A 21,771-nucleotide genomic window follows, 5' to 3' on the forward strand; every position below is an offset into this window, starting at 1 on the left:
ATACCTTATACGGTTCCATTATTTTGTAAGACGGATCACATTCCAGCTGTGTTTTCCAAGAACGGTGTGCATTTTTCCATTCTCCAGTTTGGTGGCATCGGAATGGGTCGGAGTAACGTGGTTCGGATCTGCTTCGGTGTTGACCGCTTTCATATCGTCGTTTGTCAGCACGATGTGCTCAGCCAGACGGCATCCTTCGAACTGACGCAGATCGCAGGAAACCTCCATATCCTCATCCAGGCTCTTGTTGACTGCAAAAATGGTCAGTGCATCGTTTTCCTCATCCCAGATGCAGACAGAATCGAGATACGGAGCTTCGCCGTACGTTTTGCTCTCGTAAATCGGTGTCAAAACCTGTGTATTTAAGACGGTTCCGCGGCCGTATACGCTTGCATGCATGTATGGATAGAAGATCGTCTGACGCCATGCACCGGTATCGGATGTCATGATCGGAGCGATAACGTTGACAAGCTGTGCAAGGCAGGCGATTTTGACACGGTCTGCGTGACGCAGGAGTGTGATCAGCATGCTTCCGACGAGAAGTGCATCCTCAAAGTTGTAAACATCCTCAAGCTGATGCGGTGCACGTACCCATTTTTCCAGTTTCTGATCCTGTTCATTGCTGTGATACCATACGTTCCACTCATCGAAGGAAAGGTTAATCTGCTTTTTGCCGTGTTTTTTCGCTTTGACTGCATCACAGATCGCAACTACACCGGAGATGAAATCATCCATGCCCTTGGAGCTTGCCAGAAAATCGACAGTATCATTTGCATAATTTCCGTAATACTGGTGTAAAGAAAGGTAATCCACCTCATCATAGCATTCGTCCAGAACCGTATATTCCCAGGAACCGAAGGTTGGCATCGTAAGATTGGAGCTTCCGCAGGCAACGGTTTCGATCGTCGGATCCATGAATTTCATTAGACGGGAAGTCTCTGCCGCAATACGTCCGTACTCAGAAGCGGTCTTATGTCCCATCTGCCACGGTCCGTCCATCTCGTTGCCGAGGCACCAGAGTTTGATGTTGTGTGGATCTTTGTAACCGTGGGATTTTCTCAGATCACTGTAGTAGGTGCCGCCCTTGAAGTTGCAGTACTCCAGCACATTTTTTGCGTCTTCCGGTCCGCGGGTTCCGAGATTGACGGCCATCATGATGTCACTGCCGGCTTTTTTCGACCAGTCAGCAAACTCATTCAGACCGAATTCGTTTGTCTCAATCACGCCCCAGGCAAGATCTGGTTTTGCAGGCCGTTTGTCTTTCGGGCCTACGCTGTCTTCCCAGTGATAGCCCGAGACAAAGTTTCCGCCCGGGTAACGGATGATCGGTACCTGAAGCTCTTTGACAAGATCCAGGGTATCTTTTCGGAAGCCCTGCTCGTCGGAGAGAGCACTTCCTTCCTGATAGATGCCTTCGTAAACGGCGCGTCCAGGTGCTCGATAAAGGAACCGAAGATTCGTTTGTCAACTTTTCCGGTGAGAAAATATTTGTCAATGATAATCTCTGCTTTTTTCATACTTAAAAATCCTCCTGTTAAAAGAAATGTTCGTTTTCAGACACGATCCAGAAAAACAAAGGATCACCGGCGTGTCTATGATTTTATTCCACCGTTTCGCTTTCGCTTTGGATAGTTTCAATTTTAGCAGGAAGATAGAAAAAAACCAGAGATTTTTGTCCGGCAAATTTGACTTTTTTTCCGGTTTTGCGGTAAAATAGGGAGAAGAAAAGAAAAGGGGAAACGAGAAGAATGGAATTTTCAGTTCATATTTGTGAATATAATAGATCCAACGCCGATTATGAGACGATATATCGGCCGGAGGGCAGCGGGGACTATCTGTTTCTGTTGTTTAAAACGCCGATGAAGGTGTATGACAGAACTGCGTTTTTCATTGCACAGGAAAATGCCTGCCTTTTTTACACGCCGGATCACGAGCAGCATTATCAGGCTGTTCAGAAGTTTCGCAACAGCTATGTCCATTTCTGGTGCGGTGAGAATCTGGGTGAAACGTATGGAATTCCGCAGAATGCTGTTTTTTATCCACAGAACACGGAAGCAATTGATGAGCTGATTCGCCTTTTGCAGAGGGAATACATTGTGAAAGATCCATACGCAGTGGAATATGAGGAAGCACTGGTTCGTCAGATGATGATTACGGCATCGCGCGGTATGCGGCTGTACCAGAAAGCGGCAGAGGAGCCGGCCGGACTGTATCAGGAATTCCAGGAGCTGCGCCTTAAGATGTTGAGCCATTATGAGAAAGACTGGACGACAGAAAAGCTTTGCCAGATGGCCAATATGGAAAAAAGCCAGTTTTATTCTTATTATAAACAGTTTTTCAGCAGCACCCCGCACAGCGATCTGATTGAAGTACGGCTCGACAAGGCGAAAAATCTTTTGACAAATCAGGCACTTTCCATCGGACAGACCGCGGAAATCTGCGGTTTTTCCAATCTGTCTCATTTCAGCCGCTATTTCAAACGCCACTGCGGATGTTCTCCGCGGGAATGGCAGCAGCAAGGCGGAAAAAGCATAAAATATAAAGTGAAGTTGCAGGAAGATGAGAAATGCTATAGCTTTTCCCAATAGCTTATGCTAAAATATTCAGAAGATGTTGGAGTCAAAAGGTACTTTGGCCATGATATCTTCAGAAAAAGTAAGAAAAAGGGAGAGCAGTATGAAAAAGAGAGAGTCATTTAACAGTCGGTGGGGATTTATCCTGGCCTGCATCGGTTCTGCAGTTGGAATGGGCAACATCTGGATGTTCCCTACCCGGGTTTCCTTGTACGGAGGAGGTTCTTTTCTGATTCCGTATTTCCTGTTCGTTGCACTGATCGGCTTTACCGGTGTGAGCGGGGAGATGAGTTTTGGCCGTGCCACAAGATCCGGTCCGGTTGATGCGTTCGGTTTTGCATGTGAAACGAAAGGAAAACGAAAAGCCGGAGAGGCGCTTGGTCTGATTCCGGTGCTGGGTTCCCTGGCAATGGCGATCGGTTATACGGTTGTCATGGGGTGGATTTTCAGGTACATGATCGGAACCTTTACCGGAAAGACACTGTCAGCTGTGAGCGTAGAGGATTTTGCCGGAGCGTTTGAATCCATGGCATCTGCGTTTGGAAACAATTTCTGGCAGATCGTAGCTCTTGTGGTTGCGATGGTCATTCTGGCATTTGGTGTTGGTAAGGGAATTGAGAAGGTCAATAAGGTGCTGATGCCTGTTTTCTTTCTCCTGTTTGTTGCACTTGGTATCTATGTTGCCTTTCAGCCCGGTGCAGCGGATGGATACCGTTATATTTTCCGTGTGGAACCAAAAGCACTTGCAGATCCGAAGACCTGGATTTTTGCACTTGGTCAGGCATTCTTTTCCCTGTCTGTAGCCGGAAACGGAACACTGATCTATGGTTCCTATTTGTCAGATGGAGAAAATATTCCGGCCGCCGCCGGAAGAGTAGCATTTTTTGATACGCTCGCTGCTATGCTTGCTGCGCTGGTTATTATCCCGGCGATGGCAACTACGGGAGCACAGTTAAATACAGGAGGACCTGGACTTCTGTTCATTTTCCTTCCGAATTTGATAAAGTCTATGCCGGGTGGCGCGCTGATCGCAATCGTTTTCTTTGTCGCTGTCTTTTTTGCCGGCCTTACCTCTCTGATTAACCTGTACGAAGCACCGATTGCAACGGTACAGGAAAAATTTCATCTCGGAAGAGTAGCAGCCTGCGGTGTGATCGGGGTTATCGGTGTGGTCGTATCTCTTCTGATCCAGGGCATTGTATCCCAGTGGATGGATGTTCTGTCGATCTACATCTGTCCGCTCGGCGCCGGCCTTGCCGGAGTCATGTTCTTCTGGATCTGCGGAAAGAAGTATGTGCAGTCCCAGGTAGACAAGGGAAGAAGCAGCAAATTCACGGATCTGTATTATCCGATCTGCAAATATATCTACGTGCCGATCTGTGTGCTGGTTCTGATTCTCGGAATCGTGCTGGGCGGAATCGGCTGAAACAATGTTGATAGAAAACGCGCCTGTCGTGCGGAAAAAAAGATCCGTCGGCAGGTGCGTTTTTTGATAAAATTTTTCAAATATATAAATCCGATTGAAATACTCGGAAAAAAGGTCTACAATCGGAGGCGAAAATCCATTATCTGGAATGTACCAGTGAGGGCGAGCTGACCGATGAGGAGCTCCAAAAGGGCATTAATGAGAGAACACGTCTTGTGGCTGTTGCGCAGGTATCGAATGTGCTCGGCTGCGTGAATCCGCTCCAGAAAATCACGGAGATGGCGCACCGCGTGGGAGCCGTTGTCGTTGTGGACGGCGCCCAGAGCGTTCCGCATATGCCGGTCGACGTACAGGCGCTGGATGCAGATTTTCTCGCCTTTTCCGGCCATAAGCTGATGGGCCCGATGGGAATCGGCTGTCTGTATGGAAAACGGGAACTGCTGGAAAAAATGCCGCCGTTTTTAACCGGAGGCGAGATGATCGATTCCGTTCACCGCGACGGAGCCGTTTTTGCACCGGTTCCGCAGAAATTTGAGGCGGGAACGGTAAATGCAGCCGGTGCGGTGGGGCTGGCCGCAGCGATCCGGTATCTGCAGGAAAAAGGATTTGATTATATCCAGAAAAAAGAGCTGGAACTGACGCAACGTGCTATGGAAGGACTCGGCGCGCTGCCGTACGTTCATATCCTCGGTTCCAAAGATCCGGCCAACCATACGGGCATCGTTTCGTTTACGATTGACGGCGTGCATCCGCACGATGTGAGCGAAATTCTTTCTTCTGACGGCATCGATGTGCGGGCAGGCCACCACTGTGCACAGCCGCTTCTGGAATATCTTGGCGTCCGAAGTTCGACAAGAGCCAGCATGATGTTTTATAATACACCGGAAGAGATTGATGCACTGATCGAAAGTGTATCCACAATCAGAAGGAGAATGGGCTATGGAGAGTAGAGGATTTTATAACGAAATTTTGACGGAGCACAATCTGCGTCCGGAATTCAAGCATGATCTGCCGGATGCGGACATCGTACTCGAGGGCGTCAACCCAAGCTGCGGCGATGATATCTGGCTGAAATTAAAAGTCGACGGCGATGTGATCACGGACGGTGCGTTCGTGGGCGACGGCTGTGCGATTTCGCAGGCATCGGCGGACATTATGCTCGGCATGATCATCGGAAAGACGAAGGACGAGGCACTGCGCCTGGGAAATCTGTTTCTGCGCATGATCAAAGGAGAAGCATCCGACGAGGAGATTGACGAACTCGAGGAGGCTGGTGCACTGAAGGACATCTCCCACATGCCGGCAAGAGTGAAATGTGCAGTGCTTGGATGGCATACGCTGGAAGAGGCATTTAAACAGGAAAAATAAGAACAGAAAAACTTTTTGCATTTCTGAGAAAAAGTATCACTTTACCCACTTGCAATTTTTAAAAAATTAGTTATAATGAATTATAGTTAGTAAAGGCTAACCAAAGTGAATCAATCATTGTTATCTCCCGTCTGCGGATCCTGGACACTTCGCAGGCGGGAAACTCCAGAAACAAACGAGAAAGGAGCACACGAAAAGTGAAGAGCCTGAAAATTGAGGAAGTAAAAGGAAGAGAAATTCTGGATTCCAGAGGAAACCCAACCGTAGAAGCTGAGGTTGTTCTTGCAGGAGGCGTTGTAGGACGCGGCATGGCACCAAGCGGCGCATCTACCGGTGAGTTTGAGGCACTGGAATTACGAGATGGAGATAAAGCAAGATACCTTGGAAAAGGTGTGCAGAAAGCAGTAGAAAACATCAACACCGTCATCAACGATACCTTAAAAGGTATGGATGCATCCGATACCTACGCTGTAGATAAAGCTATGATCGATGCGGACGGAACAAAGGATAAATCCCGCCTGGGTGCAAATGCCATTCTGGCTGTATCCATTGCCTGCGCAAGAGCAGCAGCAAACGCACTTGAGATTCCGCTGTACCGCTTCTTCGGCGGCGTTTCCGGAAATCGTCTGCCGGTTCCGATGATGAACATCATCAACGGCGGATGCCACGCACTTTCTTCCGGCCTGGATGTACAGGAGTTCATGATCATGCCGGTTGGAGCATCTTCTTTCAAAGAGTGCTTAAGATGGTGCGCTGAGGTCTTCCATGCACTGGCTGCCATCTTAAAAGAGCGCGGACTGGCAACATCGGTTGGAGATGAAGGCGGTTTTGCACCGGCTCTGAAATCCGATGAAGAAGCCATCGAGACCATTCTTGAGGCAGTGAAAAAAGCAGGCTACGAGCCAGGCAGAGACTTCAAGATCGCGATGGATGCTGCTTCCTCCGAGTGGAAGACAGGAACCAAGGGTGAATACAAACTGCCGAAAGCCGGCACTGTATTTACTTCCAAAGAGCTGATCGCTCACTGGAAAGCACTGGTAGAGAAATATCCGATCATCTCCATCGAGGATGCTCTGGATGAAGAAGACTGGGAAGGCTGGAAAGAGCTGACCGCAGAGCTTGGCGGAAAAGTACAGCTTGTCGGTGACGACCTGTTTGTAACCAATACTGAGCGTCTGGCAAAAGGTATCTCCCTTGGCTGCGGAAATTCCATCCTGATCAAACTGAACCAGATCGGTTCTGTATCTGAGACCCTTGAGGCAATCAAAATGGCTCACAAAGCAGGCTACACCGCAATTTCCTCCCACCGTTCCGGTGAGACCGAGGATACCACCATCGCAGACCTGGCTGTTGCCCTGAACACCTGCCAGATCAAGACCGGTGCACCGAGCCGTACCGAGCGTGTTGCAAAATACAACCAGCTTCTCCGAATCGAAGAAGAACTTGGAACGGCCGCTGTATACCCTGGTGCAAGAGCATTTAATGTGACACAGGACTAAGCAGTAAATAACATAATACCATAAAAAAAGACAAGATCCTTCCTCTTAAAACCAACCATAAATAAGTGTCCCCGGGGCCGTTGAAAAACGTGTTTCCCGGGGATTCTTGCATGCGGGGGAGGGGTATATGAAAAAACACTTGACTTGAAGCGGACTTGAAGTGTTATCCTATCTAGGAAAATGTAAAAATAAGGGGGATATATCGAAATGAGCGAAAGATTATGGAATATTCTTCTGGATTCTTTCTGGAAAATCTTTCTGCCGGGCCTTAAGGTGACGATTCCGCTTACTGTAATCTCGTTTTCCATTGCACTTGTAATTGCGACGGCAATGGCTATGGTACAGTTTGCAAACATCAAAGGCCTTCGTCAGATTGCACGTTTCTATATCTGGATTTTCCGCGACCCCGCTTCTGGTCCAGCTTTTCGTTGTGTTTTACGGACTTCCGCGCGCCGGTATTCTGATCGATCCGTTTCCGGCGGCAGTTCTCGTCTTTTCCCTGAATGAGGGCGCCTACAGTGCCGAGACGATGCGTGCGGCCCTGGAAGCCGTTCCGGCAGGCCAGCTCGAAGCCGGCTACTGTGTCGGCATGTCGTATCTGCAGATCATGCGGAGAATTATCCTTCCGCAGGCGATGCGCACCGCTTTCCCGCCGCTTTCCAACTCTCTGATCGCCATGGTAAAGGATACTTCCCTTGCCGCAAATATCACCGTAACGGAGATGTTTATGGTAACGCAGCGGATTGTAGCGCGCACCCATGAGCCGCTGGCACTGTATATTGAAGTAGGACTGATCTACCTGCTGTTCTCCACTGTGCTCACGAAGCTGCAGGGAATCGGAGAGAAGAAACTGAGTACATATCAGAAAAAAGGGGAATAAGCCATGCTGGAAATTAAAGGATTAAAGAAAGCGTTCGGCAGCCTGGAAGTATTAAAAGGTGTAGATTTAAAAGTAAAACAGGGCGATGTTGTTGCAATCCTCGGTCCGAGTGGTTCGGGAAAAACGACGATGCTGCGCTGTGTCAACTTTCTGGAGCATGCGGACGGCGGCAGCCTGATCTTTGACGGGAAAGAATATCCGTTTCACAACATCAGCAAAAAAGATATCGCGGCGATCCGTCAGAAAACCGCATTTGTATTTCAGAACTATAACCTGTTCCTGAACAAAACAGCCCTTCATAACGTAACCGAGGGCCTGATTATCGGCAGAAAAATGCCAAAAGCCAGGGCGGAGGAAAAAGCGCGGGCAGCACTTGAAAAAGTAGGCATGCTGGACCGGGCGGACTACTATCCGCATCAGCTTTCCGGCGGACAGCAGCAGAGGGTGGCAATCGCCCGTGCACTGGCAACCGATCCGGAAATTATCTATTTTGATGAGCCGACCTCAGCACTCGACCCGGAGCTGACCGGCGAGGTGCTTGGTGTTATGCGCCAGCTTGCCAAAGAGGGAATGACGATGCTCGTTGTCACGCATGAGATGGGCTTTGCAAGAAACGTTTCGAACAAAGTTGTCTTTATGGAAAACGGCGTTGTCGTTGAGGAAGGTCCGTCGAAGGAATTTTTCGCAAATCCGCGGGAAGAGCGGACGAGAACATTTTTGCAGAATATTGAACAGCATTACGAGTAAGGTATCCTGCAAAGCGGCAAATCCTGCCCGGAGCACGGAATCCGGACAGTTTGCAATAAAGAAAACAGAAGAAGCAAAGGCAGCTTCTTCCAGAACAAAACAAAAAAGGAGTGGCGAATATTATGAAAAAGAAAATGGCAGCAGTATTTCTGGCAGGTATCCTGACATCATCCTTTTTACTGACCGGATGCGGAAACAGCACGGCAGATAACAGCAGTGCTTCTTCCTCTTCATCAGCATCTTCCGCAAGTGCGTCTGGGGATCTTTTAGAGCAGATCCAGAGCAAGGGTGAGATCGTTGTGGCAATGGAAGGAACCTGGGCACCGTGGACGTATCACGATGAGGACGACAACCTGGTCGGCTATGACGTAGAAGTGGCACAGCAGATCGCAGAGAAACTCGGCGTGAAAGCAACCTTTGTAGAGGGTGAGTGGGACGGCCTTCTTGCAGGAATCGATTCCGGCCGGTACGATATCATGATAAACGGCGTAGATATCACAGAGGAGCGCGCTGAGAAATACAGCTTTTCCGATCCATACGCATACAACCGCACCGCTGTTATCGTAAACTCTGCTAACGATGAAATCCAGTCCATGGAGGATCTCGACGGAAAGAGCACTGCGAACACCATTTCCAGTACGTATGCAGAAGTTGCCGAGAAATATGGCGCAGCCGTTACCGGTGTTGACGATCTGGAGCAGACTTTCGAGCTTCTCTTAAGCGGCCGTATCGATGCAACTCTGAACGCAGAGGTAACGTATTACGATTATATGAAAGCACACCCGGATGCAGAGATCAAAATTGCATGTCTCGATCCGGAATCCACAAAAGTCGGTATTCCGATGAAAAAAGGCGATGAGACCAAGACGCTGCTTGAGGCAGTCAACAAAGCACTTGGCGAGCTCGCAGAAGACGGAACACTGACAGAGCTTTCGGAAAAATATTTTGGAACGGATATCTCCAAAGAAGCAGCAGAATAAGATACAAAATAAAGAAGGTTACAGATCATGATTGCAAATTACCATACCCATACATGGCGATGCCGCCATGCGGACGGAACGGAGCGGGAGTATGTGGAGCGCGCGATTGAGGGCGGCCTTAAAATTCTCGGTTTTTCCGACCATTCGCCTTATCCGTTCCCGGACGGCTACGATTCCGGCATGCGGATGCGGCTCGATCAGGTGGAAGGCTATGTAGACACCGTGCTGGCATTGAAAAAAGAGTATGACAAGGATATTGAAATCCATCTCGGACTCGAAACAGAGTATTTCCCGAGATTCTGGGATCAGCTGATTGATTTTTTGTCGGACTATCCGTTTGAGTACTTTGTGCTTGGCCAGCACAGCCTGGGAAATGAGATCGAAAAGATTCTCTACAGCGGCCATGGAACAACAGACGGAAGCTACCTGAAACAGTATGTGGACCAGTGCCTGGCAGGCATTGATACCGGAAAATACCTGTATCTGGCACACCCGGATCTCTTTTTATTCAACGGCGACGAAGCAGTGTTCGACCGGGAATACCGGAGACTCTGCCGTGAGGTGAAAAAGAGAAACATTCCGCTGGAGATCAATTTCCTTGGTCTGATGGAAGAAAGATGGTATCCGAACGAGAAGTTCTGGAAGATCGCCGGCGAAGAAGGAAACACCGCCGTTTTCGGCTGTGATGCCCATACGCCGAAAGCCGTCTGGAATCCGGAGACGGAACAGAAGGCACTGCAGTTGGCAGCAAAATACGGTCTGAAAGTACAGGAAACCGTTCCGATGCCGAAGACATTTTAACAGAAGCAGAAAAAGCTGTTCTTTTCTGGTGAGAGTTTTGAAAACTCCGCGGAAAAGAACAGCTTTTTTGATATGAGATTTTTTATGCTTTTTTTGTGTGCATCAGCCGTACCGCCTCTTCCCGCTGTTTCAGAATCTTCTGAATCGAAGTCCAGTAAACGATCATTGAGACAACCGGCCCGATCAGGTCGGAAATAGGTTCCACGTAGAAGATGTTTTCCAGTGCAAAGAACCGCGGCAGAAGAAACAGAGCGGTAAAGTAGACGAATTTCCGGAAGAAGGAGAGTGCAAACGAATAGCGCACGCGGCCCATTGCAGTAAAGCCGTCTACAATCTCGTACTGAATGCCGAGCGGAATGACTGAGAGTGTCGAAATATGGATCGCGCGGACCACCATCGAGACGATCTGCGGATCGGAAGTAAAAAGCTGCGCAAACAGCGTTCCGGCGGCATTGGAGACGAGGAACATCAAGGTCGTAAATCCGGCACAGAGTGCGATGATGGTTTTCTGTGCCTCAAGAATACGTCTGGAATTTCCAGCTCCATAATTGTATGCGAGGATTGACTGCGTTCCGCCGCTGATTCCGCCGAGCGGCATCGTAATAATCAGCATAAAGCTCTGAACGATCGTTGCACAGGTGATGAAGCTGTCTCCATGTCCGGCGGGTGCATACCGCTGCAGGACGGCGTTCATCGCAATGATCATCACATTGTCGATGGCAATGATTAGAAACGGAGTAAAACCGACTGTCAGAATGCGTTTCATGATCGCAAATGAATACCCGCCGAAGGTGATGCGGATCGGAATCGTCTTTCCGAACAGAATATGCAGCACATACAGACAGCTTGCGATCTGGGAGAGCACGGTTGCAATTGCCGCGCCGCGCACGCCGAGATGCAGAACGAAGATAAACACAGGGTCCAGCAGCAGATTCAGGATGGCGCCTAGCAGAACAGATTTCATTCCCTCACTGGCAAAGCCCTGGCAGATCACAAACTGGTTCAGGCCGGTCGATAAAAGCGCAAACACAGAGCCGGAAACGTAGATCACAAAATAGGCTCTGGCGTAAGGATACGTAACGGTGCTGGCTCCGAATGCCATCAGCATCGGGCGGGTAAAAAAAAGCGCAGCGGCTGTCAGAACGAGGGACAGGGAAACAAGCATCAGAAACGCATTAGCCAGGATGCGGGATGCCTCTTTTTCATTTTTCTCTCCGAGCCGGATGCCGAGCAGCGGTGCGCCGCCGACCCCGATGAGGGAGGAGAACGCGCCGATCATGGTGAGAATGGGACCGCAGACGCCGACACCCGCGAGCGCCAGATCACCGACAGAGGCAATGTGGCCGATGTACATACGGTCTACAATGCTGTACAGAACACTCACGAACTGTGCCAGCATGCTCGGAAAAGCAATACGGGGAACCAGCTTTCCGATCGGGTCGGTTCCGAGATGGTTTACAGTTTTCATAGAAAAATACCTTGTCGTTTTTTAGGTTTGGGAACAGACAGCAAAAAACATGCCCGAAACAAAATCCGGAAGACTTTGTTTCGGACATGCCGCTTTTGGTCTGTTCTGATAGATCAGCTGACAGAAAAATTATTCAGCAAGAGTGGTCAGATCTACTTTGAAATCGTCAGATCCCTGTCCGTCTACGGTGTAGTAAGCGGCTCTCTGCTCTGCGTTCAGGTAGATTTTGATCTCGCCTTTTAATCCGTTTGCTTTTACTTCTTTTTTGATGACTGCTTCGAGGTCTTTCATAGATACTTTTGTCTCGAAGATCTCAAGAACGGTATCAGATACTTTTGTCATTTTACGTGGGGTTTTGGTTGCTTCTGCCATGGTTTCCGTGGTCTCCTTTTTTATTGTTTTTTTTATGGTTTCTTTTTTGGTTGCTTTTTTCGGCTCTTTTGCAGCTTCTGCTTTTCCTTCGGCTGCTTCTGTATGTAAGGTTTTTTCAGTCGTTGGTTTTACTTCTTTTGCCGGTGCCGCTGTCTTTACAACGGTTTCCGCTGTTTTTGCAGCTTCTGCAGCCTGCTGTTTCGCTTTGGCCATTTTTTTCATGGTTCTTTTATTCATTTTATTCACTCCTCTATGCGATATCTCTAATAAATTACCATGTTTTTTGCCTTCTGTCAAATTTAAATTCGAGAAAACAGCGGCTTTAGGATTGTACACGGCGGAGCACAGAAAAGATTTTTTCAGAATCCCAGATCTGCGGAACAGGGTAGGTGGGATTTGCTTCTTTTAAAGCACGGCGTGCTATTTCTGTGTAATCATTCGGCGAAAGGTGCGGCAGAGTGGATGGAATGTCAAACGAATCGCGCATAGCCTCGATAGCTGCAATCATCCGCTCAGCCTTTTCAGAAACGGTATCTCCGCCGAGAGAAAGCGCATCGGCGAGAACGGCAAGTTTAGGCGCAATGCAGGAACCGTATTCGCGCAGAACAGCAGGCAGCAGAACCGCGTTGGCTCTTCCGTGCGGAATGTGGTACAGTGCACCGACGGCGTGGGCAATGGCATGGACGTAGCCGACAAAGTTGTTGGTAAAAGCGAAACCGGCCAGATACGATGCATGAAGCATTTCCTGCCGTGCGGCAAGACGGGAGCCGTCACGCCAGGCTTCGGGCAGGGCATGGAAATTTTCGCAGACTGCCTCGATGGATGCATTCTGCACGCTGCGGGAGGCGAAGAGGTTCAGAAAAGCTTCCATGGCATGGGTCAGGGCATCCATACCGGTATCTGCTGTCATAGAGGACGGGAGGCTGATCGTAAGACGCGGATCGAGAACTGCCGTATCCGGGATCAGACAGAGGTCATTGACGGCGTATTTGTATGGTTTCCCGTCGATACAGTCTGTGATGACAGCTGCCGCCGTTGCCTCCGAACCGGTTCCGGCTGTCGTCGGCACGGCAAACAGCGGCGGAAGTTTCCGACGGACTTTCAGGAGGCCCCGCATCGCAGGAACCGTCTTTTTCGGACAGCAGACGCGGGCACCGATCAGCTTTGCTGTATCGAGAACGGATCCGCCGCCGATGGCGAGGATAGCCTGAGCCTGAATCTGCTGATAAAGACGGAAACCCTGTTCCACGCTCTCAATCTGCGGATCCGGGGCGATTTCGGAGAAAATGGTGACGGAAATGTTTTCTTTTTTACAGCCATCCAGCAGAGACGTCAGTGTTCCGCGGCGGACAAAGCCGGGGGTAGTCACCAGGAGAATCCGGGAGATCCGGCGTTTCCGGAATAACGCGGGGAGCAGCAGAACGGCATCCGGTGCTGCAAGGAGTGTCTGTTTCTTATGCTCTGTCAGATGAAGAACGCGGCTCAACACCCACTGCCGGGTGCGGAACCAGAAAATGGAATGCATCAATCAAGTACCTCCATAAAAAATCGTGAGAATCGTATATCTCTTATTGTAACAGTGCACGGCAGGTTTTTCAATTCGTATAGGAATTTTGAATCTTCCGTGAAAAGAATTGACAGTGTAAAAAATGCGTGTTATAGTACAAATAGAACAGATAAAGAGAGCCAGGAATTGTTCACCTGGGAAATCAGGAAAAGGCTTGACTGGAGGTGCCTGATGATGGAAACAAAGAGAGATTATTATGAAGTATTAGGCGTCAGCCGGAATGCAGACGAGAAAGAAATCAAGCGTGCATACCGGAAACTGGCGAAAAAATATCATCCCGATACGAATGCGGGAAACCCGGATGCGGAAAAGAAATTTAAGGAAGTGACAGAAGCGTATTCTGTCTTAAGCGATCCGGAAAAGAAGAAAATGTACGATCAGTTCGGATTCGCGGCGTTCGACCAGGGAGCCGGCGCGTACAGCCAGCAGGGCGGTGGAAATCCGTACGGCAGTGCGTATGGAAACCCGTTCGGCGGAAGCGGAAACAACGGCGGCTATCACGAATTTCACTTTGAAGGAAACGCGGACGATATGTTCGGCGATTTCTTTGATCAGATGTTTCATGGCAAAAGCCGTGGATTCGGAAGCGAGCGGTATACGCGTTCGGGAAGCAGCAGACATCCGTTTGAGGATGCATTTTCCGGCCGCGGTACGGCAGAGGATCTCGATCTGCACGCTGAGGTTTCGATCCGCCTGGAGGAAGCGGCATCGGGCTGTGAAAAACAGATTACCCTGCGGAACCCGGATGGAACGACCAATACGCTGCTGGTTAAAATCCCGGCCGGTATCGAGAACGGAAAGAGCATCCGTCTGCGCGGCAAAGGCCATACAGGATCAAACGGCCGCCGCGGCGATCTGCTTTTGAAGGTCAATGTAGAAGAAAAGAAAGGTTTTGAACGGCGCGGAATGGACATCTACACGACGATTCAGATTCCATACACAACGGCAGTCTTTGGCGGCGAAGCGCGTGTCGCGACACTGTACGGAGATGTGGTCTGCAAAATCAAGGAAGGAACACAGTCCGGCAGTAAGCTCCGTCTGCGCGGCAAGGGCATGGTATCGATGAAAGATGCGAACGTGCACGGTGATCATTATGCGACGATTGAGATTGCTGTACCGCGCAGTCTGAACCGCACAGCACGCCAGAAACTGATGGAATATAAGGAAGCGTGCTGAAAATGTGAAGAAACTGTGAAATCGGAAAATCCGGGTTGACAAATTGTGTTCGTGGTATTATATTACAACTAGAACAAAGAAAAGGAATCAACAAGAAACCAATTCTTCCTTGCATGTTCCCAAACATCCTGTTCCAAGAAACTTATTCATAGCCACAAGGCAAAGCAAACTTAACACCCTTCACAAGATAAGAAGCCTGCTAAGAATCAGATTTTTGGAGGAAAAGGTAAATGAATACTTTAAAAGCTGAAAAGAGAAGTTTGGATGTAAAAGCAAAAAGACTCAGAAGAGAAGGATACGTTGTCGGCAATGTATTCGGCAGAGAGATGAAAGAATCCATTCCAGTTAAGATGGTAAAAAGAGATGTCGAGAAACTGCTGAAGACAGACCACAAAGGCAGCCAGATTATGCTGGATGTCGACGGAACCGCATACGATGTCCTGATCAAAAATGTTGATTATAACCCGGTAGCCGGACAGATCGATTCGATCGAGTTCCAGGCACTGGTCAGCAACGAGAAAGTTCATTCCGTTGCAGAGATTGTCCTTGTAAACCATGAAAAGATCGCAGAAGGCGTTCTGCAGGAGGATCTGAACGAGGTTGCCTACATGGCATACCCGGCATCCCTGGTCGATCAGGTAATGGTCGATGTCGGAGAGATGAAGATCGGTGATGTCATCCGCGTCAAAGATCTGTCCCTGGCCGCTGACCCGGATATCACCATAAAGACCAATCCGGAATCCATTGTCGTAAGTCTGATGGCTTCCCACAACGTAGAAGCACCGGCAGAAGATACCGAAGCAGCAGAAGAGAAATAAACAGAATAAGCACATACAAAGAAATCCGAAGGCGTCAAAAACCTTCGGATTTTTTGCGTAAAAAATATGGTTTGAATCGATCAGACATAACTCATGAAGCCTTTTCCGATAATTTCGCTGCTCTTTGTGATCGCAATAAACGCGGTCGGCTCGGTATCATGAATAAACCGCTGAAGATAGACGGCCTGCTTGACATCCACAACCGTGAGAATGACTGTCCGCTGCTGGTCGGAGTAAGCGCCGACGGCGTCGTAAAGGGTTGCGCTGTGATTGAGATCCTTTGTGATGAAATCGCAGATCGGCTGCGGATTGTTGGAGATAATCGTAAAAAATTTATTCAGCTTCATCCGCTCAATCGTTTTGTCAATCAGCAGTGTTTTCGCCATCAGACCGAGAACCGAACAAAGTCCGGTTAAGGTATCGAAAATCAGGAAAGCAAGGATGACAACGATGAGGTCGGTCACCAGCAGGGCAGTGGAAATATTCATTGTAGAATATTTTTTAATAATCATGGCGATGATGTCTGTGCCGCCGCCGGAGGCATTCTCAAAAAACAGCAGTGCTGCCGCCAGTGCCGGAAGAATAATGGCAAAGCAGAGCTCCAGCATGATCTCATCGGTAAGCGGATGTGCCATCGGAAACAGCTTTTCAAAAATGTTCAGAAGAACCGAGGAAAGCACGGTCACGTAGGCTGTCTTGACGCCGAAGTTCCGCCCCAGCACAGCAAAACCAACCAGCAGAAGCAGCAGGTTGATAAAAAGGTTGATCTGTGAGGCAGTGAACGGAAGAAACCGGCAGATGACAACGGCCATACCGGATACACCGCCGAAAGAAAAATTATTAGGGAATTTAAAAACATAAATTCCAATGTCCATGATCAGAACAGCTGCGGTAATGACAGCATATTCTTTTAACGTTTGTAATGCAGGCTGCGATGCCTGTTCTTTTGTGTCCATTTTTTTGCTCCTTTATTTGAATTTGAGGCGACCTTTATTTTATTATAGAAGAAACTTTTTTGAATAACAGCTAATAATGTATCCCCCTCTTCAAACATAGCATGGCATAGGGTAGTTTGTCCAGTTACATTTTCCTTATTTCCATTTTTCCGTTTTCCGATGGTTGTATCCAATTTATTTCTGTGGTATGATGAAGGGCAGGATCTTTTTTCGGAAAGAAAAAAATCTGCAGTTTCTGTTTCAAAATGTTTCGAAAAAAGAAGAAAAAACAGAAACAAAAATGGAGGAAGAAACATGAAAAATACAAAGGTTTATGTTGATTTTATAACAGAGAAACTGAAAAAACTGCTCTCCATCGACAGCCCGACCGGCTACACGAAAGATGCCATTGCATGGCTGAAAGCAGAGTACGAAGCGATGGGCTATGCGCCGGTGATCACCACAAAGGGCGGCCTTCTGGTGCAGCTTGCCAAAGGCTGTGAAGGAAACGGCGGTGTCCTTGTGGAGACACATACCGATACGCTCGGCGGCATGGTAGCGGAAGTGAAAGGAAACGGCCGTCTTCGTCTCACCGCGCTCGGCGGTATGAATCCGAACAATGCGGAGACGGAAAACTGCGTTGTCATCACAAGAGACGGAAAACGGTACGAGGGCTGCTTCCAGATGAACAACCCGTCGATCCATGTCAACGGTTCCTACGACCAGCAGGACCGCACCTACGACAATATGGAGGTCGTTCTGGATGAGATGGTCTTCTCCAAAGAGGAGACAAAAGCGCTCGGCATCGAGACCGGTGATATCGTCTGCTTTGAGACGAGAACCCGCATCACCGAGAAGGGATACATCAAGAGCCGTTTTCTCGATGATAAACTGAGCGTTGCAATCCTGCTCGGCTATGCGAAGTATTTAAAAGAAGAAAATATCACACCGTCCCGTCCGGTTTATCAGCACATCACCGTGTACGAAGAAGTCGGCCACGGCGGATCTGCTTCCGTGCCGGAGGGTGTGACGGATATCCTTTCTGTTGATATGGGCTGTGTCGGCGACGGACTGGAGTGTAAAGAGCATCAGGTATCCATCTGCGTCAAAGACAGCGGCGGCCCTTACAGCTACGATTTTACCGGCGAGCTGATTGCGGCAGCAAAAGCAAACGGAATCGACTATGCGGCGGATGTTTACCCGCACTACGGCTCTGACGTGGAGGCAACGCTCCGCGGCGGCGCAGACGCACGCCATGCCCTGATCGGCGCCGGTGTGTACGCATCCCATGGATATGAGAGAAGCCATGTGGACGGCGTGAAGAATACGCTGGAACTGCTTGCGGCGTATCTGGACAAATAAAAATAAGAACAAGTGAGAGAATTGCATGAGAAAATTAGCATTGCCAGAAGAAGTGCTGCTCCAGCTTGAGCAGCCTGCGCGATACATTGGAAATGAATTCAACAGTGTCGTAAAAGACAAAGAGAAAGTAGCCTTACGCGGCGCTTTCCTGTTCCCGGATGTGTATGAGATCGGTATGTCGCACCTTGGCATCCAGATTCTGTACGATATGTTTAACAAACGTGAGGACATGTGGTGTGAGCGTGTCTATTCCCCATGGCCGGATCTGGACCGCGTGATGCGGGAACAGAACATTCCGCTGTTCGGCCTGGAATCCCAGGAGCCGGTGAAAAACGAGGATTTCCTGTTTATCACCCTGCAGTATGAGATGTGTTATACGAACGTTCTGCAGGCGCTCGACCTTGCCGGAATCCCGCTGCATGCGGTGGAGCGTACCGACGAGGACCCGATCGTCATCGGCGGCGGCCCGTGTACGTACAATCCGGAGCCAATCGCCCCATTCTTCGATCTGTTTTACATCGGAGAGGGCGAGGTTGTGTACGACAAGCTTTTTGACACGTATCTGGAAAATAAAAAGAACGGCGGAACCCGTCAGGATTTCCTGAAAAAGGCATGCCGAATCCCTGGTATTTACGTACCGCAGTTTTATGAAGTAACGTACCACGAGGACGGAACCGTTGCAGCCTTTACGCCGTCCATTCCGGAAGCACCGGAAAAGATCAAAAAACAGCTCGTCATGGATATGACCGAGGCAACGTATCCGGAGAAACCGGTCGTGCCGTTTATCAAGGCAACACAGGACCGTGTCGTTCTGGAGATCCAGCGCGGCTGTATCCGCGGCTGCCGTTTCTGCCAGGCGGGTATGGTGTACCGTCCGACAAGAGAGCGCGATGTGGAGAAGTTAAAAGAACTTGCGACCCATATGCTGCGCAATACCGGCCACGATGAGATCTCGTTGAGTTCTTTGAGCTCGAGTGATTACAGCCATCTTCCGGAGCTTGTCAACTATCTGATCGACAGCTGCCCGGAAAAAGGTGTCAATATTTCCCTTCCGTCTCTTCGAATCGACGCATTTTCCCTCGATGTCATGAGCAAGGTACAGGATATCAAAAAGAGCAGCCTGACCTTCGCACCGGAGGCGGGAAGCCAGCGGATGCGGAATGTTATTAATAAAGGTCTGACCGAGGAAGTCATTCTCGACGGAGCCGGAAAAGCGTTTGAGGGCGGCTGGAATAAAGTAAAACTGTATTTCATGCTGGGCCTTCCGACCGAGACCGAGGATGATATCAAAGGAATTGCGCATCTGGCGGAAAAGATCGCAGAGCGTTACTATGAGATTCCGAAAGACCAGAGAAACGGAAAATGCCAGATTACGGCAAGCTCCTCGTTCTTTATCCCGAAGCCGTTCACCCCGTTCCAGTGGGCACCGATGAACACGGAGAGGGAGTTTCTTGACAAAGCGGCGATTGTAAAGGCAGAGGTCCGCGCACAGCTGAATCAGAAGAGCATCCGTTACATTTATCATGAGGCAGATATTTCCCTTCTGGAGGGATTCCTTGCACGCGGTGACCGGAAATGTGCCGAAGTTATTGAAAAAGCGTACAGAAAAGGTGCTATTTTCGATGCCTGGTCCGAGTATTTCCGGAAAGATGCCTGGGAAGAAGCGTTTGCAGAGACCGGCATTGACGTTTCGTTCTATGCCTGCCGTGAGCGCAGCACCGATGAGATCCTTCCGTGGGATTTCCTTGATATCGGCGTGACGAAAAAATTCCTGATCCGCGAATGGGAGCGGGCACAGAAAGAAACCGTTACCCCGAACTGTAAGATGCAGTGTTCCGGCTGCGGAGCAAAATCATTCGGAGGAGGTGTCTGCTATGAAAATCAGAATTAAGTTTGCCAAAACAGGTGTGATGAAATTTGTGGGTCATCTGGATGTGATGCGTTACTTCCAGAAAGCAATCCGCCGTGCAGAACTTCCGATCGCTTATTCCGAGGGCTTCAGCCCGCACATGCTGCTGTCGTTTGCTTCTCCGCTCGGTGTCGGCATCAGCAGCACCGGTGAATATTTCGATATGGTGCTCGCGGAAGATATGAAAACCGACGAGATTGTAAAACGTCTGAATGCGACGATGGTTGAGGGAATGGAAGTGCTTTCCGCCCGCCATGTGCCGGATGGAAAAGCAAGCAAGGCAATGTCTCTCGTAGCAGGAGCCGATTATCTCGTGCAGTTCCGCGAGGGAAAAATGCCGGAGATTGATCTGGAAACGAAAGTACCGGTGTTTTTTGCACTTCCGCAGATTGAGATCATGCGAAAGACAAAACGAAGCGAAAAGCTGACCGATATCCGCCCATGGATTTACGATATGAAAGCAAAGAAAAGCGGTGTCTGGATGCAGCTCTCCACCGGAAGTGTTTCGAACCTGAAACCGGAGCTCGTGATGGAAGCGTTCTGCAAATGGTGCGGGGTTGAACTGCCGCCGTTTGCATACACGATTCTGCGCGAGGAAGTTTACGCAGACATCGGAACGGAAGAAGAGCGAAAGCTGGTTCCGCTGGAAGCATTAGGAGAAGAAGTTGAGTAAACGAGTTGTCATTGCCCATCTGCCGTGGGAGGGAAAAGATTACCTGGTACACACGCTGGTGGAAGGAGAAAGACCGGTCGAACTGACGGCCCTCTGCAGGGAGAAGGAAACGCTGCTTGGCAATATCTATGTCGGCCGGGTGGAAAAACTGGCGCCCGGGATCCGCGGGGCATTTGTCTCGTTTGCGGAGCAGCAGAGCTGTTTTCTTGATCTGTCCCGTGTAAAAGAAGGGTATCTTCTGAAAAAAGCACCGGGAACGGAACTGCATGTCGGAGATGAAATTGTCGTGCAGATCCAGCGGGAAGCGCAGAAAACGAAGCTTCCGTCGGCGACAGCAGAACTTTCTCTTTCGGGAAGTGCCCTGGCGCTCTATTATGGAAAGCCGGAAATCTCATGCTCGGGACGCCTTCTGCCGGAGCAGAAAAAACGGTTAAAAGAACTGGGAAGCCGGATGTTTCCAGAGCTTTCCGGCGGAAGCCTTCCGTTTGGCGTGATCTTCCGCACCGCATCCGCTGATGCTTCGGAAGAAGAGATCCGGCAGGAATATCTCGAGCTGTCCGAAAAACTCGCGCGGATTGTCCAGTATGGAACGATGCGGAGCCTGTACTCCTGCCTGTATCGGGCGTCAGATGCCGTGCCGGAGCTCGTCAAACGGTATGCACCGTCAGTTTCAGAACTTGTGACAGATGACAGAGAAACGTATGAGATCTGCAGAGAATATCTGGAGCGCCATGATTTTCACGACTGCCGCCTGACCTGGTATGAGGATCAGCTTACCACACTGACAAAGAAAGAAAATCTCGAAAATCACGTAAAACAGGCACTCGACAAACGTGTGGATCTGCCTTCCGGCGGATTCCTCGTGATCGAACCGACCGAAGCGCTGACCGCGATCGATGTGAACAGCGGAAAGCAGCTCGGCGGACGGAAAAATACGTTTCTGTACAGCGTAAACCAGGAGGCAGCCCGCGAAATCGCCCGCCAGATCCGCCTGCGCGGGATTTCCGGTCTGATCCTGGTTGACTTTATCAACATGCCGGAAAAAGAGCAGGAGGAGCGCCTTCTCGGCTTCCTGCAGGGTCTTGTGCGGGAAGATCCCGTTCCGACCAAAGTTGTGGATATGACGGCGCTTCATCTCGTGGAACTGACGAGAAAGAAAATCCGCCGGCCGCTGGCAGAACAGATGAAATGACAGTGACCTTACAAAGGAGGAATGA

General features: G+C 49.5%; 18 protein-coding genes and 2 pseudogenes. 15 read left to right on the plus strand and 5 right to left on the minus strand.

Annotated features, from left to right (window positions below; all coding sequences use genetic code 11):
• Positions 1-18: 18 nt before the first annotated feature.
• Positions 19-1,517, minus strand: a pseudogene (gene arfA / locus DXA55_RS00225) (arabinosylfuranosidase ArfA).
• Positions 1,518-1,748: 231 nt separating this feature from the next.
• Between arfA and DXA55_RS00230 the strand changes: the two are divergent.
• The 9 genes and pseudogenes from DXA55_RS00230 (at position 1,749) to DXA55_RS00270 (ending at position 10,274) form a co-directional block, all read left to right on the plus strand.
• A complete protein-coding gene (locus DXA55_RS00230; RefSeq protein ID WP_055228178.1) occupies positions 1,749-2,588 on the plus strand; it encodes a helix-turn-helix domain-containing protein in 840 nt (279 codons plus the stop codon).
• 88 nt (positions 2,589-2,676) lie between these two features.
• On the plus strand, positions 2,677-3,999 hold the full coding sequence (locus DXA55_RS00235; protein WP_055217929.1) for a sodium-dependent transporter: 1,323 nt from the start codon (positions 2,677-2,679) through the stop codon (positions 3,997-3,999).
• Between the two features lie 128 nt (positions 4,000-4,127).
• A pseudogene (locus tag DXA55_RS00240) lies at positions 4,128-4,949 on the plus strand (aminotransferase class V-fold PLP-dependent enzyme); the annotation flags it as partial.
• Positions 4,939-5,367 carry a Fe-S cluster assembly sulfur transfer protein SufU gene (gene sufU / locus DXA55_RS00245; protein ID WP_055217922.1) on the plus strand — a complete coding sequence of 143 codons (429 nt, stop codon included), beginning with the start codon at positions 4,939-4,941 and terminating at the stop codon, positions 5,365-5,367. The pseudogene DXA55_RS00240 and the gene sufU, both read left to right, overlap by 11 nt.
• Before the next feature lie 197 nt (positions 5,368-5,564).
• Positions 5,565-6,866 carry a phosphopyruvate hydratase gene (eno, locus tag DXA55_RS00250; protein ID WP_055217920.1) on the plus strand — a complete coding sequence of 434 codons (1,302 nt, stop codon included), beginning with the start codon at positions 5,565-5,567 and terminating at the stop codon, positions 6,864-6,866.
• A gap of 373 nt (positions 6,867-7,239) precedes the next feature.
• Positions 7,240-7,746 carry an amino acid ABC transporter permease gene (locus tag DXA55_RS00255; RefSeq protein ID WP_330414995.1) on the plus strand — a complete coding sequence of 169 codons (507 nt, stop codon included), beginning with the start codon at positions 7,240-7,242 and terminating at the stop codon, positions 7,744-7,746.
• A 3-nt stretch (positions 7,747-7,749) separates the two neighbouring features.
• Positions 7,750-8,493 (plus strand): amino acid ABC transporter ATP-binding protein, encoded by a 744-nt coding sequence (locus DXA55_RS00260; protein WP_117812771.1) that lies wholly within the window; start codon positions 7,750-7,752, stop codon positions 8,491-8,493.
• Positions 8,494-8,615: 122 nt separating this feature from the next.
• Complete coding sequence (locus tag DXA55_RS00265) at positions 8,616-9,473, plus strand: transporter substrate-binding domain-containing protein (protein ID WP_117812772.1); 858 nt, start codon at positions 8,616-8,618, stop codon at positions 9,471-9,473.
• Between the two features lie 27 nt (positions 9,474-9,500).
• Positions 9,501-10,274, plus strand: coding sequence for a histidinol-phosphatase (locus tag DXA55_RS00270; RefSeq protein ID WP_055217914.1), 774 nt, complete (start codon positions 9,501-9,503; stop codon positions 10,272-10,274).
• Between the two features lie 82 nt (positions 10,275-10,356).
• On the opposite strand, the gene DXA55_RS00275 is transcribed toward DXA55_RS00270, so the two are convergent.
• The 3 genes from DXA55_RS00275 to DXA55_RS00285 all read right to left on the minus strand — a co-directional run bounded on the left by DXA55_RS00275 (position 10,357) and on the right by DXA55_RS00285 (position 13,639).
• The gene (locus DXA55_RS00275) at positions 10,357-11,742 is read right to left on the minus strand and encodes an MATE family efflux transporter (protein WP_117812773.1); all 1,386 of its coding nucleotides are present in this window, start codon (positions 11,740-11,742) and stop codon (positions 10,357-10,359) included.
• 129 nt (positions 11,743-11,871) lie between these two features.
• Positions 11,872-12,351 (minus strand): DUF6465 family protein, encoded by a 480-nt coding sequence (locus DXA55_RS00280; protein WP_117812774.1) that lies wholly within the window; start codon positions 12,349-12,351, stop codon positions 11,872-11,874.
• A gap of 85 nt (positions 12,352-12,436) precedes the next feature.
• On the minus strand, positions 12,437-13,639 hold the full coding sequence (locus DXA55_RS00285) for an iron-containing alcohol dehydrogenase (protein WP_117761487.1): 1,203 nt from the start codon (positions 13,637-13,639) through the stop codon (positions 12,437-12,439).
• Positions 13,640-13,855: 216 nt separating this feature from the next.
• Here DXA55_RS00285 and DXA55_RS00290 point away from each other — a divergent pair, with 216 nt between their 5' ends.
• Both DXA55_RS00290 and DXA55_RS00295 read left to right on the plus strand, forming a co-directional pair.
• Positions 13,856-14,857: a DnaJ C-terminal domain-containing protein gene (locus DXA55_RS00290; protein ID WP_117812844.1), complete on the plus strand. Its 1,002-nt coding sequence runs from the start codon at positions 13,856-13,858 to the stop codon at positions 14,855-14,857.
• A gap of 230 nt (positions 14,858-15,087) precedes the next feature.
• Positions 15,088-15,675 (plus strand): 50S ribosomal protein L25, encoded by a 588-nt coding sequence (locus DXA55_RS00295; protein ID WP_117508954.1) that lies wholly within the window; start codon positions 15,088-15,090, stop codon positions 15,673-15,675.
• An 80-nt stretch (positions 15,676-15,755) separates the two neighbouring features.
• Here the strand turns inward: DXA55_RS00295 and DXA55_RS00300 are convergent, their stop codons facing one another.
• Positions 15,756-16,631 carry a YitT family protein gene (locus DXA55_RS00300; RefSeq protein ID WP_117508953.1) on the minus strand — a complete coding sequence of 292 codons (876 nt, stop codon included), beginning with the start codon at positions 16,629-16,631 and terminating at the stop codon, positions 15,756-15,758.
• A gap of 294 nt (positions 16,632-16,925) precedes the next feature.
• Between DXA55_RS00300 and DXA55_RS00305 the strand changes: the two genes are divergently transcribed.
• From DXA55_RS00305 to DXA55_RS00320, 4 genes are read left to right on the plus strand one after another with little or no spacing between them, the layout of a single operon-like run.
• Positions 16,926-17,972: a M42 family metallopeptidase gene (locus tag DXA55_RS00305; RefSeq protein WP_117509152.1), complete on the plus strand. Its 1,047-nt coding sequence runs from the start codon at positions 16,926-16,928 to the stop codon at positions 17,970-17,972.
• A gap of 25 nt (positions 17,973-17,997) precedes the next feature.
• Positions 17,998-19,863 (plus strand): TIGR03960 family B12-binding radical SAM protein, encoded by a 1,866-nt coding sequence (locus DXA55_RS00310; RefSeq protein ID WP_117812775.1) that lies wholly within the window; start codon positions 17,998-18,000, stop codon positions 19,861-19,863.
• The gene (locus DXA55_RS00315) at positions 19,847-20,554 is read left to right on the plus strand and encodes a TIGR03936 family radical SAM-associated protein (protein ID WP_117508951.1); all 708 of its coding nucleotides are present in this window, start codon (positions 19,847-19,849) and stop codon (positions 20,552-20,554) included. Before DXA55_RS00310 ends, DXA55_RS00315 begins: the two co-directional genes overlap by 17 nt.
• Positions 20,547-21,746: a ribonuclease E/G gene (locus DXA55_RS00320; protein WP_117812776.1), complete on the plus strand. Its 1,200-nt coding sequence runs from the start codon at positions 20,547-20,549 to the stop codon at positions 21,744-21,746. The genes DXA55_RS00315 and DXA55_RS00320 overlap by 8 nt, the downstream gene beginning before the upstream one ends.
• Positions 21,747-21,771 lie beyond the last annotated feature (25 nt).

It is taken from the genome of Blautia sp. OF03-13 (genome assembly GCF_003460685.1).
Lineage (GTDB): Bacteria > Bacillota > Clostridia > Lachnospirales > Lachnospiraceae > Fusicatenibacter > Fusicatenibacter saccharivorans.

What these genes read in the sequence shown, in the direction of transcription:
- DXA55_RS00290 (WP_117812844.1), top strand. Translation starts at nt 13,856, where the DNA reads ATGGAAACAAAGAGAGATTATTATGAAGTATTAGGCGTCAGCCGGAAT.
- DXA55_RS00295 (WP_117508954.1), top strand. Translation starts at nt 15,088, where the DNA reads ATGAATACTTTAAAAGCTGAAAAGAGAAGTTTGGATGTAAAAGCAAAA.
- DXA55_RS00265 (WP_117812772.1), top strand. Translation starts at nt 8,616, where the DNA reads ATGAAAAAGAAAATGGCAGCAGTATTTCTGGCAGGTATCCTGACATCA.
- DXA55_RS00235 (WP_055217929.1), top strand. Translation starts at nt 2,677, where the DNA reads ATGAAAAAGAGAGAGTCATTTAACAGTCGGTGGGGATTTATCCTGGCC.
- DXA55_RS00280 (WP_117812774.1), bottom strand. Translation starts at nt 12,351, where the DNA reads ATGAATAAAAGAACCATGAAAAAAATGGCCAAAGCGAAACAGCAGGCT.
- DXA55_RS00315 (WP_117508951.1), top strand. Translation starts at nt 19,847, where the DNA reads ATGAAAATCAGAATTAAGTTTGCCAAAACAGGTGTGATGAAATTTGTG.
- DXA55_RS00310 (WP_117812775.1), top strand. Translation starts at nt 17,998, where the DNA reads ATGAGAAAATTAGCATTGCCAGAAGAAGTGCTGCTCCAGCTTGAGCAG.
- DXA55_RS00285 (WP_117761487.1), bottom strand. Translation starts at nt 13,639, where the DNA reads ATGCATTCCATTTTCTGGTTCCGCACCCGGCAGTGGGTGTTGAGCCGC.
- DXA55_RS00230 (WP_055228178.1), top strand. Translation starts at nt 1,749, where the DNA reads ATGGAATTTTCAGTTCATATTTGTGAATATAATAGATCCAACGCCGAT.
- DXA55_RS00275 (WP_117812773.1), bottom strand. Translation starts at nt 11,742, where the DNA reads ATGAAAACTGTAAACCATCTCGGAACCGACCCGATCGGAAAGCTGGTT.
- DXA55_RS00300 (WP_117508953.1), bottom strand. Translation starts at nt 16,631, where the DNA reads ATGGACACAAAAGAACAGGCATCGCAGCCTGCATTACAAACGTTAAAA.
- DXA55_RS00270 (WP_055217914.1), top strand. Translation starts at nt 9,501, where the DNA reads ATGATTGCAAATTACCATACCCATACATGGCGATGCCGCCATGCGGAC.
- DXA55_RS00305 (WP_117509152.1), top strand. Translation starts at nt 16,926, where the DNA reads ATGAAAAATACAAAGGTTTATGTTGATTTTATAACAGAGAAACTGAAA.
- DXA55_RS00260 (WP_117812771.1), top strand. Translation starts at nt 7,750, where the DNA reads ATGCTGGAAATTAAAGGATTAAAGAAAGCGTTCGGCAGCCTGGAAGTA.
- sufU (WP_055217922.1), top strand. Translation starts at nt 4,939, where the DNA reads ATGGAGAGTAGAGGATTTTATAACGAAATTTTGACGGAGCACAATCTG.